At 60.2% G+C, this 15,326-nt stretch carries 13 protein-coding genes; 7 read left to right on the plus strand and 6 right to left on the minus strand.

Features of this window, described 5'->3' with window-relative positions:
• Positions 1 to 57: 57 nt before the first annotated feature.
• The 4 genes from B348_RS0101455 to B348_RS0101470 all read left to right on the plus strand — a co-directional run bounded on the left by B348_RS0101455 (position 58) and on the right by B348_RS0101470 (position 6,481).
• Positions 58 to 1,389 (plus strand): deoxyguanosinetriphosphate triphosphohydrolase, encoded by a 1,332-nt coding sequence (locus tag B348_RS0101455; RefSeq protein ID WP_017734389.1) that lies wholly within the window; start codon positions 58 to 60, stop codon positions 1,387 to 1,389.
• Between the two features lie 174 nt (positions 1,390 to 1,563).
• Entirely contained in the window at positions 1,564 to 1,959 is a 396-nt protein-coding gene (locus tag B348_RS0101460) for a response regulator (protein WP_017734390.1), read from the plus strand.
• A gap of 257 nt (positions 1,960 to 2,216) precedes the next feature.
• Positions 2,217 to 2,840, plus strand: coding sequence for a response regulator transcription factor (locus B348_RS0101465; protein ID WP_017734391.1), 624 nt, complete (start codon positions 2,217 to 2,219; stop codon positions 2,838 to 2,840).
• An 8-nt stretch (positions 2,841 to 2,848) separates the two neighbouring features.
• Positions 2,849 to 6,481, plus strand: a complete 3,633-nt coding sequence (locus B348_RS0101470; protein WP_026136473.1) for a transporter substrate-binding domain-containing protein — start codon at positions 2,849 to 2,851, stop codon at positions 6,479 to 6,481.
• A gap of 44 nt (positions 6,482 to 6,525) precedes the next feature.
• Here B348_RS0101470 and B348_RS0101475 read toward each other — a convergent pair whose 3' ends face one another.
• The gene (locus B348_RS0101475) at positions 6,526 to 7,008 is read right to left on the minus strand and encodes a GAF domain-containing protein (protein ID WP_017734393.1); all 483 of its coding nucleotides are present in this window, start codon (positions 7,006 to 7,008) and stop codon (positions 6,526 to 6,528) included.
• Entirely contained in the window at positions 7,005 to 7,895 is an 891-nt protein-coding gene (locus tag B348_RS0101480; RefSeq protein ID WP_026136474.1) for an ATP-binding protein, read from the minus strand. The genes B348_RS0101475 and B348_RS0101480 overlap by 4 nt, the downstream gene beginning before the upstream one ends.
• A 163-nt stretch (positions 7,896 to 8,058) precedes the next feature.
• Here B348_RS0101480 and B348_RS0101485 point away from each other — a divergent pair, with 163 nt between their 5' ends.
• Positions 8,059 to 10,368, plus strand: coding sequence for a response regulator (locus tag B348_RS0101485; protein ID WP_017734395.1), 2,310 nt, complete (start codon positions 8,059 to 8,061; stop codon positions 10,366 to 10,368).
• Here the strand turns inward: B348_RS0101485 and B348_RS0101490 are convergent.
• The 3 genes from B348_RS0101490 to msrB all read right to left on the minus strand — a co-directional run bounded on the left by B348_RS0101490 (position 10,322) and on the right by msrB (position 11,872).
• Positions 10,322 to 10,813: a MarR family winged helix-turn-helix transcriptional regulator gene (locus tag B348_RS0101490; RefSeq protein WP_017734396.1), complete on the minus strand. Its 492-nt coding sequence runs from the start codon at positions 10,811 to 10,813 to the stop codon at positions 10,322 to 10,324. The two genes, B348_RS0101485 and B348_RS0101490, sit on opposite strands and share 47 nt — an antisense overlap.
• Positions 10,810 to 11,295, minus strand: a complete 486-nt coding sequence (locus B348_RS0101495) for a glutathione peroxidase (RefSeq protein WP_017734397.1) — start codon at positions 11,293 to 11,295, stop codon at positions 10,810 to 10,812. The genes B348_RS0101490 and B348_RS0101495 overlap by 4 nt, the downstream gene beginning before the upstream one ends.
• A 184-nt stretch (positions 11,296 to 11,479) precedes the next feature.
• Positions 11,480 to 11,872, minus strand: coding sequence for a peptide-methionine (R)-S-oxide reductase MsrB (gene msrB, locus B348_RS0101500; RefSeq protein WP_017734398.1), 393 nt, complete (start codon positions 11,870 to 11,872; stop codon positions 11,480 to 11,482).
• 202 nt (positions 11,873 to 12,074) lie between these two features.
• On the opposite strand from msrB, the gene B348_RS0101505 reads away from it, so the two are divergent.
• Positions 12,075 to 13,286: a pyridoxal phosphate-dependent aminotransferase gene (locus B348_RS0101505; protein ID WP_017734399.1), complete on the plus strand. Its 1,212-nt coding sequence runs from the start codon at positions 12,075 to 12,077 to the stop codon at positions 13,284 to 13,286.
• A 304-nt stretch (positions 13,287 to 13,590) separates the two neighbouring features.
• On the plus strand, positions 13,591 to 14,478 hold the full coding sequence (htpX, locus tag B348_RS0101510) for a protease HtpX (RefSeq protein WP_017734400.1): 888 nt from the start codon (positions 13,591 to 13,593) through the stop codon (positions 14,476 to 14,478).
• A gap of 162 nt (positions 14,479 to 14,640) precedes the next feature.
• Here the strand turns inward: htpX and B348_RS0101515 are convergent, their stop codons facing one another.
• Positions 14,641 to 15,291, minus strand: a complete 651-nt coding sequence (locus B348_RS0101515) for a thiopurine S-methyltransferase (protein WP_017734401.1) — start codon at positions 15,289 to 15,291, stop codon at positions 14,641 to 14,643.
• Between the last annotated feature and the right edge of the window lie 35 nt (positions 15,292 to 15,326).

A 15,326-nucleotide genomic window follows, 5' to 3' on the forward strand; every position in this document is an offset into this window, starting at 1 on the left:
CGCCCAGGCGGAACCGGGAAGCTGGGAGGGTCATTCACCGAACGGAGCGTCCCCGCCTTGGATTGGCCCACCCTGCTGACTCGCGAACGTCTTGGGAAACCCCTGCACAGCCCGGAAGAACTGGGGCGCAGCCCGTTTCACAAGGATCACGACCGTATCATCTTCTCCGGCGCGTTTCGCCGCCTGGGCCGCAAGACCCAAGTGCACCCGGTGTCGAGCAACGATCACATCCATACGCGGCTGACCCACTCGCTGGAAGTCAGCTGCGTCGGCCGCTCCCTGGGCATGCGCGTCGGCGAAACCCTGCGCAGCGCCCTGCCCGACTGGTGCGACCCGAGCGACCTGGGCATGGTGGTGCAATCGGCCTGCCTGGCCCACGACATCGGCAACCCACCGTTCGGCCACTCCGGCGAAGACGCCATCCGCCACTGGTTCCAGCAAGCGGCCGGGCGCGGCTGGCTGGACGACATGAGCAGCGCCGAGCGCAATGACTTCCTCAACTTCGAGGGCAATGCCCAGGGCTTCCGCGTGCTGACCCAGTTGGAGTATCACCAGTTCGACGGTGGCACCCGGCTGACCTATGCCACCTTGGGTACCTACCTCAAATACCCTTGGACCGCGCGCCACGCCGACGCACTGGGCTACAAGAAACACAAGTTCGGTTGCTACCAGAGCGAGTTGCCGATTCTTGAACAGATCGCCCAAAAGCTCGGCCTGCCGCAGCTGGAGGAACAACGCTGGGCGCGCCATCCGCTGGTTTACTTGATGGAGGCGGCAGATGACATCTGCTACGCCTTGATCGACCTGGAAGATGGCCTGGAAATGGAGTTGCTGCAATACGCCGAGGTCGAGGCACTGCTGCTCAACCTGGTGGGCGATGACTTGCCGCAAACCTATCGACAGCTGGGCCCCGGAGACTCGCGTCGACGCAAACTGGCGATCCTGCGCGGCAAGGCCATCGAACACCTGACCAACGCCGCGGCACAGGCTTTCGTTGAACAACAGGACGCCTTGCTCGCCGGCACCCTGCCCGGCGACCTGGTGGAACACATGCACGGCCCGGCCCAACGCTGTGTGCTGGATGCCAAGGACATGGCGCGCAAGAAAATCTTCCAGGACAAGCGCAAGACCCTGCATGAAATCGGCGCCTACACCACCCTGGAAATCCTCCTTAACGCCTTTTGCGGTGCCGCGCTGGAACAGCATGGCGGCCGTACGCCGTCGTTCAAGAACCGGCGCATTCTCGACTTGCTCGGCAACAGCGCACCGAACCCGGCCTGGCCGTTGCACGCCTCGTTCCTGCGCATGATCGATTTCATCGCCGGCATGACCGACAGCTACGCCACCGAAATGGCGCGGGAGATGACCGGGCGTTCCAGTCCTCAATAAACGTCGGCAATCAAGCAGCCTGTTCCCTGAAAAGAATCGCCCTACGATGGGAACAGAGCGGCCTGATCGAATTCGCACAACCACTCAAAGAATAATCACGCGCGCTTCCGGCCGACCTCGAGAGCAATTCCTACGCTCAGCCCTATCGACGCTTGACTCAGTGTGTGCCCTTTTATGCCCCAACATTGCCTGCGTATTCTGCTGGTCGAGGATCATCCCTTTCAGCTCCTGGCAACCCAATGCCTGCTCAAGAGCTTCGGCTTCGAGCAATTGACGCTGGCGGAAAATGCCGAACAGGCGATTCGCCAGATGACCCGGGCCCGGACGCCTTTCGACCTCATGCTGTGCGACCAGTGCCTGCCGGACCTGCCCGGGCTGGAACTGGTCGAAATAGCCAGCCGTCGGGGCTTCATTACCGCAGCCATTCTGCTCAGCGGCCTGTCCATGCTGGAACTTTCGAAGCTCTATGCCCAGGCACTGCAACGCGGCCTGCCTATATTGGGTTACTTACCCAAGCCATTGAATCGGGATGAACTTACCGTACTAATCAATCAAACTTCTGACTTTTAGCCGTAGGACGTTAAACATCACGCAATACGAAAAGCACAGTACAGAACCAACCTCGGCTCGCTATCCACGCCATTGTCTCCACACAACGCCCAACAGACTGACATACCCAAGCATTAAGTCCTGACAAATCGTAAGCAACAGCCTTTTTTACTGTAGGAAATTTCTTGTTTTGTATCCAGCACCACTGAGCTTCATGCTCACGACACACCATCTGAGCTAATGTGCCCGCTTTATTTGTACTTGCATGGAATGGGATCATGAACTCAGTTTTCATTATCGATGACCACCCCGTCATACGGCTGGCGATTCGAATGTTGTTGGAACACGAAGGCTATAAAGTCGTCGGCGAAACAGATAATGGTTGTGATGCGATACAGATGGTGCGCGAATGCCTCCCGGACCTGATCATTCTTGACATCAGCATTCCGAAACTTGACGGGCTCGAAGTGCTGTGCCGGTTCAATGCCATGAACACCCAGATGAAAACCCTTATCCTCACGGCCCAGAGCCCCACGCTGTTCGCCACGCGCTGTATGCGCTCGGGCGCCGATGGCTACGTGTGCAAGGAGGGCGACCTGAGTGAACTGCTGAGTGCCATCCGCGCGGTATTGTCGGGCTATAACTATTTCCCCAGCCAGGCATTGAATGCCGGCGCCACCGATGCCAACTCCCAGGAACTTGAACTGTTCAAGTCGGTTAACGACAGGGAATTAATGGTCTTGCAACTTTTTGCACAAGGTCGCACCAACAAAGAAATCGCCAAAGGCATGTTTTTAAGTAACAAAACCGTCAGCACCTATAAAAAGAGGCTCATGCAAAAACTGAAAGCCAAATCCTTGGTAGAACTTATCGAGTTGGCAAAACGAAACGCGCTAGTGTGAGAAAGCGGATGCCCAGGCGTATAAAGGATTATCTGATTGTATTGAGTGCAGGCCTATGCTTGAACACTACCGTGGTCGCGGCTCAAATGGAGCCGCAGCACTTCACCCTGTTGAGCCGTGCAGGGTCCCTTCAACTGGACACTCAACTGGACAAAGCCCAGCGCCAATGGCTACAGAACAAACGCGAACTGGTGCTGGGCACTGCGCTGCCTGACTATCCCCCCTTCGACCTGACGTCCAGCGGCCAAGACTACGAAGGGCTCACCGCCGACTACGCCGGGATTCTCGCCAAGGCGCTGGCAATGCCCGTCAAGGTGGTGCGCTATCCTACGCGGGAGGCGTCCATTCAAGCGCTGGAAACCGGTGAAATCGACCTGCTCGGTTCCTCCAACGGCTTCGAGGCTGCCAACCCACGGCTGACCCTCTCCGAACCTTATGCGGTGGATCAACCGGTACTGGTAACCCGTGAAGGCGAAACCCGCAGCCTCAGCGAAGGCCTGGCCGGGCTGCGCTTGAGCCTGGTGTATCACTACCTGCCGCTGGACGAAGTGCAAAAGCTGTATCCCAAAGCGATTATCCGCGCCTACCCCTCCTATCAGAATGCCCTGAATGCAGTGGCATTCGATCAGGCGGACGTGTTTCTCGGCGACACCATTTCCACCCATTTCATGATCAACAAGGGCTACCTGAAAAATATCCGCATGGCCAACTTCGGCAAACACGAGGCCTATGGATTCAGCTTTGCCCTGCGCCAGGACCAGCACATGCTCCTGGGCATCGTCAATTCGGTGCTGGCCACGGTACCCAGTAGCGAACGGGAAAGCATTGCCAAGCGCTGGAGCGCCGGCAGCGACATCCTGTTGACCGACCAGAAGCTGCAACTGACCAGCCGCGAGGAGCGTTGGCTCAAGGACCATCCGGTGATCAAGGTAGTGGTCAACGAGACCTTCGCGCCGTTGACGTTCTTCGACACCGACGGCAATTTTCGCGGCATAACCGCCGACTTGCTGGAGTTGATCCGCCTGCGCACCGGCATGCGTTTCGAGATCACGCGCGTGCGGGGCGTGAGCACCATGATCGAACAGCTCGAGACCGGGAAGTCCGACATGATTGGCGCCATCGCACCAAGCGCCGAACGAGAAACCCAGCTCAACTTCAGCCGGCCCTACCTGGAAAACTCCTATGTGATGTTGACGCGCAAAGAGGATCAAGCGCCCGCCAGCCTGGAGGCAATGGGGGGCAAACGCCTGGCGTTGACCCAAGGCAGCCCGATGACACCCTTCCTGCGCGAGCACTTCCCCGACATTCAATTGGTAGAGACAAGCGATACCTTCAAGTCCGCCGAACTGCTGGTACAAGGCCATGTCGAGGGGGCGGTGAACACCTTGGTGGTAGCCAACTATTTCCTGTCCTCGCCCATGTTCCAGGACAAGATTCAGACCAGTTTCAGCATTGGTACCACGCCAGCCACCTTCGCCCTGGCGACGCCCCGCGCCGCCACCGAGCTGAGTTCAATCCTGGACAAGGCACTGCTGAGCATCGCCCCGGAAGAGCTGGGGGTCATCAACAGCCGGTGGCGGGGCTACACTGCCGCTTCCGACGGCTATTGGCGCAACTACCATGACCTGATAGCCCAGATCATCCTCGGCACCGGCCTGTTGTTATTGATCTCCCTGGCCTGGAACGCCTACATGCGCCGGCAGATCAAGCATCGCAAGATGGCGGAGCGGGCACTCAACGATCAGTTCGAATTCATGCGCGCGCTGGTCAACGAAACCCCTCATCCCATCTACGTGCGGGACCGCAAAGGGTTGCTGCAGACCTGTAACGACAGCTATTTGCAGGTGTTTGACGTCAAGCGTGAGGACGTGATCGGTAAAAGTGCGATGCAGATCAGCACCGCGCTGGAAGCCGAATCCACTCAATACCACGCCGACTACCAGCGCGTCGTGGCACAAGGCAACCCTCTGATTCTGGATCGCCCCCTGCATATCCGGGGGAAGAAATACACGATCTACCATTGGATCTTGCCCTACCGCGACTCTACCGGAGAGGTCCAGGGCATCATCGGCGGCTGGATTGACATCAGTGAACGGCGCCAGCTATTCGATGAGCTGCGTACCGCCAAAGAGCGCGCCGACGAGGCCAACCGCGCCAAGAGCACCTTTCTTGCAACCATGAGCCACGAAATCCGCACCCCGATGAACGCAGTGATCGGCATGCTGGAACTGACGCTCAAACGAGCCGACCAGGGGCACCTGGACCGCCCGGCAATCGAGGTGGCCTACAACTCGGCGAAGGATCTGCTGGAATTGATCGGCGATATCCTCGACATCGCACGCATCGAATCCGGCCGTCTGAGCCTGGCCCCCGAACGCGTCAACCTGAAGGAGGTGATCGAGTCGGTAGTGCGCGTGTTCGACGGCCTGGCCCGCCAGAAAACCCTCAGCCTGCTGCTTGAGTACAAGGCCGACTCGGACGACAACGACGTGCTGATCGATCCTTTGCGCTTCAAGCAGGTGTTGTCCAACCTGGTCAGCAATGCCATCAAATTCACTGAGCGCGGCCAGGTGAAGATCAGGGTCGAAGTATTCGCCACCGAGATGCCCCAGCAGGTCGAGATGAAACTGGTCGTAGAGGACACCGGCATCGGCATCAGCCGCGACGATCAACTGCGCCTGTTCGAACCTTTTTCCCAGGCGGACAACTCGGGGCACCTGGCCCGCAGTGGCGCGGGCCTGGGATTGGTCATCTGCCGCAGCCTGTGCTCGATGATGGGCGGGCAACTGAGCCTGAGTAGCGTGCCCATGGTGGGCACACAAGTGCATGTCAGCCTGAAAATGCCGCGCCTGCAGCCGCTCCAGGCAGTGGATGATCTCAAGCCGGCGACACCCGCATCCGCCCAGGTGCTTAACGTCCTGGTCGTGGACGATCATCCCGCCAACCGCCTGCTGATGTGCCAGCAACTGGGCTACCTGGGGCACCAGTTCACGGCCGCCCAGCACGGTGCAGCAGGATTCCAGGCGTGGCGTCAGGAACACTTCGACCTGGTGATCGCCGACTGCAACATGCCCATCATGAACGGTTACGAATTGACCCGGTCCATCCGTGAATACGAGCAGCGCGAACAGCGGCGCCCGTGCATCGTTCTGGGTTTTACCGCCAACGCTCAACCCGAAGAAAAGCAGCGCTGCGCTGAAGCCGGCATGGATGACTGCCTGTTCAAACCCATCAGCCTCACCGCACTGGAGCGACAACTGGCACAAATCAGGCCGCAGGCATCCGGCACGCAGCTAGACCTCGGCAGCCTGGACGCACTCACCGGGGGCGACCCGCAGCTCAGTCGGCGCCTGCTGGAAGAGCTGCTCAGCAGCAGCGGCCATGATCGTCAGGTATTGATGGGGTTGTTGGCACGCCGGGCCCCGGCACAGGAGATCATCGAGCAGGCCCACAAGATCAAGGGCGCCGCACGTATCGTGCAGGCCAGCGACTTGGCCGGGCAATGTGAAGCGCTGGAGCAAGCCTGCGCCCGGGAGGAGGAACAACCGGTAATCGAAACAGGCATCAAGGCCCTGGAAAAATCCATGCTGGAGCTGGAAAGAATGCTGCAGTCGCGCCTCAATGAGCTCAATCGCGCCTGACTGCGCGCCGCAGGAGCGGACTTGCTCGCTCCTGCGGCACCGGGTCAGCAGTCGGTCAAGCGCAGGAAAATCGACGCCAACTGTTCGATGCCCGCCTGGTCCTGCGCGGTAAAGCGCGCCAGCGACGGGCTGTCGAGATCAAGGACGCCGATCAACTGTCCATCCTTGACCAGCGGCACCACCAGCTCACTGTTGGAGGCGCTGTCACAGGCGATGTGCCCAGGGAACGCGTGCACGTCCTCTACCCGCTGGGTTTGTCGCGAGGCCGCAGCAGCACCGCACACGCCACGGCCAAACGGAATGCGCACACAGGCAATCTGGCCCTGGAATGGCCCAAGCACCAACTCTTCATTGCGGTTGAGATAGAAGCCGGCCCAGTTCAGATCATCCAGCTGGTTGAACAGGAACGCAGAAAACTGTGCGCTGTTGGCGATAAAGTCACGCTCGTCGGCGAGCAGCGACTCCAGTTGCGCACACAGCATGGCGTAGCCATCGAGGCCAGTGCCGGCTTGTTGTAGATCGATCACGATTGACGCTCCAGCAATTTGAGGCCCACCCAGTAACGGGCGAATTGATACGCGCAACGGCCGTTGCGATTGCCGCGCCCGGTTGCCCAGCGCACGGCAAGGATGTCGAGATTTTCATCACGCTGCCACTGCAAACCGGCCTTGCCCGCCAGTTCGCCGATCCAGTGCTCCACCACATCCAGGAAGTGCTCCTGGGTGAACGGGTAGAACGACAGCCACAGGCCAAAACGGTCAGACAGGGCAATCTTGTCTTCCACCGCTTCGCTCGGGTGCAACTCGCCGTCCACACGCTTCCAGTTGTCATTGTCGCTCTGGTTTTCCGGCACCAGGTGACGACGGTTCGATGTGGCGTACAGCAGCACGTTTTCCGGCGCCTGCTCGAGGGAACCATCGAGCACGCTCTTGAGCACGCGGTAGTCACCCTCGCCCGCTTCGAACGACAGGTCATCACAAAACAGAATAAAGCGTTGCGGCAGCTTGAGCAGTTGCTCGACCACACGTGGCAGGTCGGCCAGGTGATCGCGTTCGATCTCGATCAAGCGCAGGCCGGCCTGCGCGTGCTGGGCCAGCAAGGCGCGCACCATGGACGACTTGCCGGTGCCCCGCGAACCCCACAGCAACGCATGGTTGGCGGGCAGGCCATCGAGGAACTGCTGGGTATTGCGTGCCAGGGTTTCACGCTGCTTGTCGACGCCGATCAGGTCGGACAGGCGCATGTCCAGGCTGACTTCCAGTGGCAACAAGAAGCCGCTGCGGCCTTCACGCTGCCAACGGGCAGCCAGGCACTGGTTCCAGTCGATGGCTTGGCGCGGCGCGGGCAACAAGGGTTCCAGGCGGGCGAGCACGGCATCGGCTCGCTCCAGAAAGGCATTCAATCGAGAATCCACGATTATTCCTCTGGCAAGTTCTTGCAAAAGATGGCGTATTGGCAGCCCCGCGGCAAAACACACGAGGCTGCGTAAAAACCGATTAGTGCCGGGCAAGCCAGAGCCGGTGGATGTTCAGCTATGCTTGCCGGGCGAAGGGAAACGTGAAGTGGTTCAACACCCAATGGATATCAAGTTCGCCCACCGCTTGTCTTATAAACAAGCCCGATTGACTGTGCTGGTCGGTTTCGTCTTGGGAACCTTGCTCAGTCTGATCCAAATCGGCATTGATTATGCCAGCGAAGACGCATCCATCAACCGTGAAATACGCTCGCTGCTCGAAATCAGCCACAACCCCGCGTCACGTATCGCCTACAACATCGACGCAGAACTGGCGCAAGAGCTGACCCTGGGCCTGCTGCACTCTCCTGCGATCATCCGCGCCCGGTTGGTCGACAACAACGGCGTAGTGCTCGCTGACGTCAACCGACCTCGCGCGCAAAGCACCTACCGGCCCATCAGCGACTTCCTGTTTGGTGCCAATCGCCAGTTTGAAGACCGCTTGTTCCTGACGCACATGCCCAACGAGTCCCTCGGCGAGCTGCACCTTGAGGTCGATACCTACGCGTTTGGCAGCCGCTTCCTGCACCGCGCCGAGATCACGCTGCTCAATGGCTTTGCCCGCAGCCTGCTGCTGACCGGGATCTTGCTCGGCCTGTTCTACGTGATGCTGACCCAACCCCTGGTACGCATCATCCGAGCGCTGAGCACCAGCAAACAAACACGCCTGGATTGCCCGCCCGGTCACGAAAACGACGAGATCGGCGTGTTGGTGAATGTGGCCAACCAGCAATTCGAAAACATGCAAACCGAGATCCAGCAGCGCCGCCACGCCGAAGACCGTCTCACCGAATACCTGGGCCAACTGGAACATATCGTCTCGGCCCGCACCCTGGAGCTCAAGACCAGCAACCAGCGGCTGAGCCAGTCCAATGCCGAGCTGGAAGCCGCGAAGGTCAACGCGATTGGCATGGCGCAGGCAAGAGCGGCGTTCCTGGCCAACATGAGCCACGAAATCCGCACGCCCCTCAATGGCCTGCTGGGGATGATCGCCTTGTCCCTGGACAGCACGCTGAACGCCGAGCAGCGCCAGCAACTGTCCATCGCCCATGACTCGGGCAAGGTGCTGGTGGAGTTGCTCAACGATATTCTCGACCTGTCCAAGTTCGATGCCGGCCAGCTTGAACTGGAGTCGATCCCCTTCGACCTCGGCTCATTGGTGGAAGACACCGCGAACCTGCTGTCGCAGAACGCCGCGTCGAGCGTCGAGCTGACGTGCCTGATCGATCCGCAATTTCCGGCCCAGGTCATCGGCGACCCGACGCGGGTGCGGCAGATTGTCAGCAACCTGCTCTCCAACGCGTTGAAATTCACGCGCTTCGGTCGCGTGGACGTGCGTCTCAGTGCCCACAATGGCCAGGTGAGGATTGAGGTGTGTGACACCGGGATCGGCATTGCGCCAGAAGCACAGCTGAAGATATTCCAGCCGTTTACCCAGGCGGGCGCGGGGATTACCCGGCAGTTCGGCGGCACCGGGCTGGGCCTGGCCTTGACCCACAACCTGTGCGAAGCGATGCGTGGCCGCTTGAGCATCAGTTCCGAAGTGGGCTTCGGCAGCCAGTTCTGCGCCGAGCTGCCGCTGCCCACCCACTTGCCCGCCGCCCGCCAGGCGCCGCTCCAGGGCGAGGTGATCGTCATTACCAGTGCCGGCAGTGGCCTGGCGGAGCTGCTGACCAGCCTGTTGCCCCATTGGGGGCTCACGCCGCATTGCTATCCCCGTGACGCGGACATGACCGGGCAAAAACCCGACCTGTTGATCACCGACTGCCCGGAATGCCTGTTCCGCCTGCGCCCGACCCTCAGCGCCCCGATCCTGCTGGTCACCGCCTATGGCAGTTTCATGCCCAGCGAAGAAGTCGCCGCGCTGGCGCCGTTGCAACAACAGGCGCGCCCGCTGAGCCGCAATGCGCTGTACCAGATCCTGCAACGCAACTTGCGCAGCGACGCGCAACCGTTCCTCGACCCGATCCAGATGGACGCCCCACCTCTTACCCACCGGGCGCGCATCCTGCTGGTGGAGGACAATCCGGTCAATCAACTGGTGGCCAAGGGCATGCTCGGCAAGCTGGGCTGCGAAGTGATCGTCGCCGCCCACGGCGGTGAGGCGCTCAAGTGCCTGGAGGAACAGCACTTTGACTTGGTCTTGATGGACTGCAACATGCCGGTCATGGACGGCTACGAGGCCAGCCGGCAGATTCGTCGCAGCGGACGCTGGCCGGACCTGCCCATCGTGGCCTTGACCGCCAACGCCCTGGCCGAAGAACGCGAGCGCTGCCGGGCGGCGGGGATGAATGACTACCTGGCCAAGCCGTTCCGTCGTGAAGAGCTCAAGGGCCTGTTGGACCTGTGGGTGCCGCGCTCGACAAGTCTCTGATTTGCGCAAGTAGCTGATCCAGACCGTCGCGCAGGGCGTCGGCCTGGTTCAGGTCGACACCGCTGTCGCACAGCAGGCGGGTTTTCAGGGCGTGGGCCTGGTCCCGCAACTGCACACCCGTCTCGCTCAGGCTCAAATGCACTTCACGCTCGTCCCGTGCACTGCGCTGGCGGCGCACCAGCCCAAGCTGCTCCAGGCGCTTGAGCAGCGGTGTGAGCGTGCCCGAATCCAGCATCAGCCGCTCCCCCAGCGCCCTGACCGTAGGCTGGGCCGGTGATGCGCCGTGCCATTCCCACAGCACCAGCATGGCCAGGTATTGCGGATAGGTCAGGCCGAGTCGATCCAGCATGGGTTTGTAGGCACGCGTCACCGCCCGGGATGCCGCGTACAGCTTGAAACACAACTGATCGTCGAGGGCCAGGGACACATCTGGCAAGCCGGTCATTTGAGCAGGGCTTCGATCTCTTGGGTCAGGTCTTGCGGCTTGGTGGTCGGGGCGAAACGCTTGACGACCTGGCCATCGCGACCGATGAGGAACTTGGTGAAGTTCCACTTGATGCCTTTGGAGCCCAGCAGGCCCGGTGCCTGTTGTTTCAACTGCACGAACAACGGGTGGGCATCGCTGCCATTGACGTCGATTTTCTTGAACAGCGGAAAACTGACACCGAAGTTCAACTCGCAAAACTCGGTGATCGCGCCTTCGTTACCGGGCTCCTGTTTGCCGAACTGGTTGCAGGGGAAGCCCAGCACCACCAGGCCCTGGTCCTTGTAGTCCTGCCAGAGTTGCTCCAGGCCCTTGTACTGTGGGGTGAAGCCACATTTGCTGGCGGTGTTGACCACCAGGATGGCCTTGCCGGCGAAATCGGCCAAGGTCTTTTGCTCACCCTTGATGGTGGTGCAAGGGATGCTCAGCAGGTTGTTGCTCATGGCAGTGCCTCAGGAACGGGAAGGAGCGACAAACATAGCGAGCAATTAAATTGCATGCAATTTAATTAACTGAAATAGAACCGTGCCGAGGGAGCTTGCTCCCGCTCGACTGCGCAGCAGTCGCAAGCTTTAGGGGCGCTTCGCACCCCAGCGGGAGCAAGCTCCCTCGCCACAAAATCCAGATCTAGCGGGATACAAGTTCCAGGCACACCGAGTTGATGCAATAGCGCAACCCCGTCGGCGGCGGGCCGTCCGGGAACACGTGGCCCAGGTGCGCGTCGCACTTGGCACAGGTGACTTCGGTGCGGATCATGCCGTGGCTGACGTCACGGATCTCGATCATCGCGCTGTCGGCAATCGGCGCGTAGAAGCTCGGCCAGCCGCAACCCGAATCGAATTTGGTGCTGGAATCAAACAACGGCTCATTGCAGCAGATGCAGTGATAGACGCCATCGGTCTTGGTGGCATTGTACTTGCCGCTGAAAGGTCGCTCGGTGCCCTTGAGACGGCACACGTTGTACTGCTCGGGGTCGAGCATCGCCTTCCACTCATCAACGGTTTTCTGCAACTTTTCCATCGGTACACCTCGGCAACTGAAAAACCCTGATCTGTGTCTTTTCCGTAGATCAGGTGGCACGTATGATTGCGCCTCTTCAAAACGCCAGTCTGGCACCCGCGCTACCGGCATTCAAACGTATTTATGGGTGCGGGCCCCGCAGGATTCACAGTACGGTAGTGCCCCTACCTTCTGGATCGTTCATTTTCAGGATCACATCGCCATGCAGGTCAGCAAATCGAACAAGCTCGCCAACGTCTGCTACGACATTCGCGGCCCAGTGCTCAAGCACGCCAAGCGCCTGGAAGAGGAAGGCCATCGCATCCTCAAGCTGAACATCGGCAACCCGGCGCCCTTTGGTTTCGAAGCGCCGGACGAAATCCTCCAGGACGTGATCCGCAACCTGCCGACCGCCCAGGGCTACAGTGACTCCAAGGGCTTGTTCAGCGCGCGCAAGGCGGTGATGCAGTACTACCAGCAAAAGCAGGTGGAAGGCGTCGGCATCGAAGACATCTACCTGGGCAATGGCGTGTCCGAGCTGATCGTGATGTCCATGCAGGCCCTGCTCAACAACGGCGACGAAGTGCTGGTGCCGGCGCCGGACTACCCGCTGTGGACCGCCGCCGTGACCCTGGCTGGTGGCCACCCGGTACATTACCTGTGTGACGAAGGCGCCGACTGGTTCCCGGACCTGGCCGACATCAAGGCCAAGATCACACCGAACACCAAGGCCCTGGTGATCATCAACCCGAACAATCCGACCGGTGCCGTGTACTCCAAGGAAGTCCTGCTGGGCATGCTGGAACTGGCGCGCCAGCACAATCTGGTGGTGTTCTCCGACGAGATCTACGACAAGATCCTCTACGACGACGCCGTGCACGTGTGCACCGCCTCCCTGGCGCCGGACCTGCTGTGCCTGACCTTCAACGGCCTGTCCAAGTCCTACCGCGTGGCGGGTTTCCGCTCCGGCTGGATCGCCATTTCCGGGCCCAAGCACAATGCCCAGAGCTACATCGAAGGCATCGACATGCTGGCCAACATGCGCCTGTGTGCCAACGTGCCGAGCCAGCACGCCATCCAGACCGCCCTTGGCGGCTACCAGAGCATCAACGACCTGGTCCTGCCTCAAGGCCGCCTGCTGGAGCAGCGCAACCGTACCTGGGAGCTGCTCAACGCGATCCCCGGCGTCAGCTGCGTGAAACCCATGGGCGCGCTGTACGCGTTCCCACGGATCGACCCGAAAGTCTGCCCGATCTTCAACGACGAGAAGTTCGTGCTCGACCTGCTGTTGTCGGAAAAGCTGCTGGTGGTCCAGGGCACCGCCTTCAACTGGCCGTGGCCGGATCACTTCCGCGTGGTGACGTTGCCGCGTGTGGATGACCTGGACATGGCCATCGGTCGCATCGGCAATTTCCTGAAGTCCTATCGCCAGTAACGACAATGGCGCTGTGCGACCGACAATCGGTCGTACAGCGAGTATCTGGCAACACTTCTCTGCCTTTTGCTCCCCTTCCCCTGTCACTGCCTGCCAAGGATCGGCAAGCCCCCTATAATTACGGGACGCGAAGGCATGGGTGCGACGATCACGAGCGGTTTTGCGGGTCGGAAAATCCCTTCAAGGCTCTACATTCAAGCTGTAGGACACAGTTTGAAATAGTCGCTCGGTTGAATAGCCCCATGCCGCACCTTATATACCCCGCAGTACGCGACATATTAAGCATGAGGAGAACTCTACAACCATGATGCGCATCCTGCTGTTCTTGGCCACTAACCTGGCGGTCGTGCTGATTGCCAGCATCACCCTGAGCCTTTTTGGCTTCAACGGGTTCATGGCGGCCAACGGGGTTGACCTGAACCTCAATCAGCTGCTGGTTTTCTGTGCGGTCTTTGGTTTTGCCGGTTCGCTGTTCTCGCTGTTCATCTCCAAGTGGATGGCGAAAATGAGCACCAGCACCCAAGTCATCACCCAGCCACGCACCCGGCATGAGCAATGGTTGCTGCAGACCGTCGAGCAATTGTCCCGCGAGGCCGGTATCAAGATGCCCGAGGTCGGGATCTTCCCGGCTTATGAAGCCAACGCCTTTGCCACTGGCTGGAACAAGAACGACGCGCTCGTTGCAGTGAGCCAGGGCATGCTGGAACGCTTCTCGTATGACGAAGTGAAGGCGGTACTGGCCCACGAGATCGGCCACGTGGCCAACGGTGACATGGTCACCCTGGCGCTGGTGCAAGGCGTGGTGAACACCTTCGTGATGTTCTTCGCCCGGATCATCGGCAACTTTGTCGACAAGGTGATCTTCAAGAACGAAGAAGGCCGCGGCATTGCCTACTACGTGGCGACCATCTTCGCCGAATTGGTACTGGGCTTCCTGGCCAGTGCGATCACCATGTGGTTCTCGCGCAAACGGGAATTCCGGGCAGACGAAGCCGGTGCCCGCCTGGCCGGTACCGGGGCGATGATCGCAGCGCTGCAACACCTGCGCTCCGAACAAGGCCTGCCGGTGCATATGCCGGACAGCCTGACCGCCTTCGGCATCAACGGTGGCATCAAGCAAGGTTTTGCTCGGATGTTCATGAGCCACCCGCCGCTGGAAGAGCGGATCGACGCACTGCGTCGTCGGGGCTGACAGGCCAGGGGTGACACAAAAAGGGGCGATCTGATCGCCCCTTTTTTGTGGGTGCTTACATCGCCATCGCGGGCAAGCCCGGCTCCCACATTCGAGCTGCATTCCCCTGTTGAAATGCGCTCCCCTGTGGGAGCGGGCTTGCCCGCGATGGCGCCAGCAGATTCAGCGCTTGGCCAACTGATACACCCGCTCCTCAAGCCGCGTCACGCCGTCCTGCACAAACTTCCAGCTCTCACCCAGGATGTCCTGCTCTAGCAGCACCTGCAGCGCCCAGTGCTCGCCTAGCAGCAGCTGCACCTCTTCATCCGTCACCGCGAACGGAGGCCCCGCCTTCTGCACTTGCTCGTAGTCCAAGGTCACCAACAACCCTTGGCAACCTGATGGCAGCCACGCATTCAGATGATCGGTGTACTGCGCCCGCATCAGCGGCGGCAAGGCAATCAACGCGGCGCGATCATAAAGCGCCGCGCAATCGGCCAGCACCTCGGCATCCAACGCGAAGAAATCGCCGCACCAGATCTCGATCAGATCCGCCTGATACACCTTGAACACACCCCGTTCGGTGATGCGCGGCGTCAGATTCTGCTCACTGAAAAACGCCTCGACCGCCTGCTCCGACAGTTCCACACCCACTACCCGCAGGCCTTGGCTGGCCAGCCACATCAGGTCCAGGCTCTTGCCGCACAACGGCACCAGCACTTTGGCGCCTACCGCCAGCGACGGCCAGTGCCGTTGCAGATAAGGGTTGACCTCGGGCAAGTGAAAGCCGATCTGATTGCGCGCCCAGCGCTCCTGCCAAAACTTAGGTTCCATGGATCACCCCGAAAATTCGATCAAATAGCGCTAAA

This window comes from Pseudomonas sp. CBZ-4, from assembly GCF_000346755.1.
Lineage (GTDB): Bacteria > Pseudomonadota > Gammaproteobacteria > Pseudomonadales > Pseudomonadaceae > Aquipseudomonas.